The 1,989-nt window shown below is 66.6% G+C and carries 1 protein-coding gene; it reads left to right on the top strand.

Annotated features, from left to right (window positions below; translation table 11 throughout):
- The first annotated feature begins 162 nt into the window (after positions 1–162).
- On the top strand, positions 163–1,875 hold the full coding sequence (locus AB0873_RS32375) for an IS1634 family transposase (RefSeq protein ID WP_366604583.1): 1,713 nt from the start codon (positions 163–165) through the stop codon (positions 1,873–1,875).
- Positions 1,876–1,989: the final 114 nt, after the last annotated feature.

The raw sequence follows: 1,989 nt of genomic DNA on the forward strand, positions 1-1,989 counted from the left end.
CCTGCGTTCCGCAAGATCACATCGATATAGTCGGCTGGCGGCCGTGAAGTCGCAGGTCACGGGATCGCAGCCTGGTGGAAACGACGAAAATCCCTAGTGACACGCCTATCTGTGGATAACTCTGTCTAGCTGGAGATCTATCGGTTGCGACATAGTCGGTGTATGGTCTGGCGCGTGTACGTGAAGGCGTCGACGCGTAAGACCCGCGACGGGCAGACGATCCGCTATCTGCAGCTGGCCCACAACGAGTGGGATCCGGTGGTCAAGGCGTCCAAGACGCGGGTGTTGTACTCGTTCGGGCGCGAGGACCAGTTGGATGTCGCTGGGGTGCGCCGCCTGGTGGACGCGCTATCGCGGCTGCTGGACCCGTCCGATGCCCTGGCGGCGACGGCTCCGGCCGGGTTGTCGTTTGTGCAGTCGCGGCCGTTGGGTGGGGTGTGGCTGCTGGACGGGCTGTGGCGGCAGCTGGGCATCGGCAAGATCATTACAGGGTTGGTGGGTACCCGCTGGCGGGAAGCCGACGTGGAACGGGTGCTGTTCGCCCTGGTGGCCAACCGGGCCCTGGCGCCATCGAGCAAGCTGGCGGCAGCCGAGTGGGTCTGCCACGACGTGGCGATGCCCGGTCTGGACGCGCTCTCCGATGATGCCTGCTACCGGGCGATGGACGAGCTGATTGGTGTCGAACCGGCGCTGACCCGGGCGATCTACGACCAGATCGCCGACCTGCTCAACCTCGAAGTCGACCTGCTGTTCTTCGACACGACCAGCACCTACTTCGAGCTCGACGAGGCCGACGACCTGCTCTGGCGCGACGACAAGGGCCGGGTCGTGGCCGAAGGTGACCCGGCGGCGGTCAAGCAGGCCGGGTTCCGCGCCCACGGCAAGAGCAAGGATCAGCGCGACGACCTGCCGCAGGTCGTGGTCGGCATGGCCGTCACCCGCACCGGCATCCCGGTGCGGGTGTGGTGCTGGCCGGGTAACACCGGTGACTCGGCGCTGATCCGCCAGGTCAAGACCGACATGCGGGAGTGGAGCCTCGCCCGTGTCGTGTGGGTCGCCGACCGCGGCTTCGCCTCCGCGGAGAACAGAAGGTTCCTGCAGCAGGGCGCAGGCGGCTACATCCTCGGTGAGAAGCTGCGCGCCGGCACCGCCGAGGCCGACGCCGCCCTGGCCCGGCAGGGCCGCTACGCCACCGTCGCCGACAACCTGCAGGTCAAGGAAGTCAACATCAGCGCCGACGACCGGTTCGTGATCTGCTTCAACCCCGAAGCCGCCCAACGTGACGCCGCCATCCGCGAGCGGCTGATCGCCCAGCTCACCGCCAAGATCGACGGTTCGGACAAGCTGAGCGCCACGAAACGCGCCGAGCTGCGCGGGGTGATCTCCACCAAGCCCGGCCTGCACCGCTACCTACGCGTCACACCCGGCGGCCTGCTACGCATCGACCAAGCGGCGGTCAAGGCCGAGCAGCGCCTGGACGGCAAGTACCTTCTGCGCTGCTCCGACCCGAAACTGTCCGCCGAGGACATCGCCCTGGGCTACAAGCAACTCCTCGAAGTCGAACGCGGCTGGCGCGACATGAAGACCACCCTGGACCTGCGGCCGGTGTTCCACCGACGCGAAGACCGCATCCGCGCCCACATCCTGCTCTGCTGGCTCGCGCTGCTGCTCATCCGCGTCGCCGAGACCGGCACCGGCCACACCTGGGACAAGATCCGCGCAGAAGTCGAACGGCTGCACATCGGCGTATTCACCGGCCCCGCCGGCACCTTCTGCCAACGCACCGAACTGTCCCAGCCCCAGAAAACGCTGTTCGCCAAGCTCAAGGTCACCGAGCCACCCCGCATCATCGACGCGACACCCACGACCGCCTGACCAGCACGAACACCCCGGCCTAGTGACACGCCATGTCACTGGGCCAAGCCGCGTTTACCCAGCTCAACCCCCGATTTCATGACACTAGAGCAAGGTGATCTTGCGGAACACAGG

It is taken from the genome of Micromonospora sp. NPDC047707 (genome assembly GCF_040704235.1).
GTDB lineage: Bacteria > Actinomycetota > Actinomycetes > Mycobacteriales > Micromonosporaceae > Micromonospora.